This is a genomic window from Vibrio sp. 1402, assembly GCF_033340275.1.
In genome coordinates this window covers 1-791 of sequence record NZ_JAWOWE010000180.1, presented here as the reverse complement: position 1 = coordinate 791, position 791 = coordinate 1, and the positions used below count along the sequence as shown (strand labels likewise).

The following is a 791-nucleotide window of genomic DNA, read 5'->3' as shown; positions in this document are numbered from 1 at the left end:
ATCCCAGTGATAAAAAACATCGGCGTAAACACGATCACGATTGCGACCGTCGACATTAACAAGGCGCTACGAATTTCTGCCATGGCGAGAACAATCGCGTTGGTTCGTGTTAGATTTTTGCGTTTGAGGTAGCGTTCAATGTTGTCGATACTCGCGATCGGATCGTCCACGATCAAACCTAGCGCCAAAATCAACGCAAAGAGTGTGACTCGGTTGATGGAATAGCCAAATGTCAAGTCCATCCCGAGCGCGGCACCATAGCTAATCGGAATCGCGATACCAACCACCAATGCGCTTCGCCAGTTCAAGAACAAACCGACAAACACCACGACCGTTAGAATAGAGATGCCAAGGCTTGATACCAAGTTGTTTACTTTCGCATTCGCCGTTTCGCCATAGTCGCGAATGACTTCAACTTGAACTTGTGGAGGAAACTGCTCGGATTGAAGCTCCGCCAGTTTATCCCGAACAGACTGAGCGACATTAACCGCGTTCGAGCCTTTTTGTTTAGCGACAGAAATAAACACCGCTGGGTATGCTTCATCGTGGTTTTTATCGCGATACCAAGTATCGGATGTTGCCTCACCTTCACCGTCGTAAATACGCGCGACATCTTTCAAATAAACGGGTTTGCCATTGAGCACCGCGATAACAAGATCGCCAACCTCTTCGGCGTTGGTCAGAAACCGTCCCGACTCCAATGTGTAATTTTGCCCGTTTACGCGAACGTTCTTGCCTTGGGTTTTGCTATTACTGAGCTGAATGGCCTGTTCGAGATCATCGATGGTTAC

At 48.3% G+C, this 791-nt stretch carries 1 protein-coding gene; it reads right to left on the bottom strand.

Annotated features, from left to right (window positions below):
* A partial coding sequence (locus R7044_RS24935) for an efflux RND transporter permease subunit (protein ID WP_225455964.1) occupies positions 1-791 on the bottom strand: 791 nt, incomplete at both ends.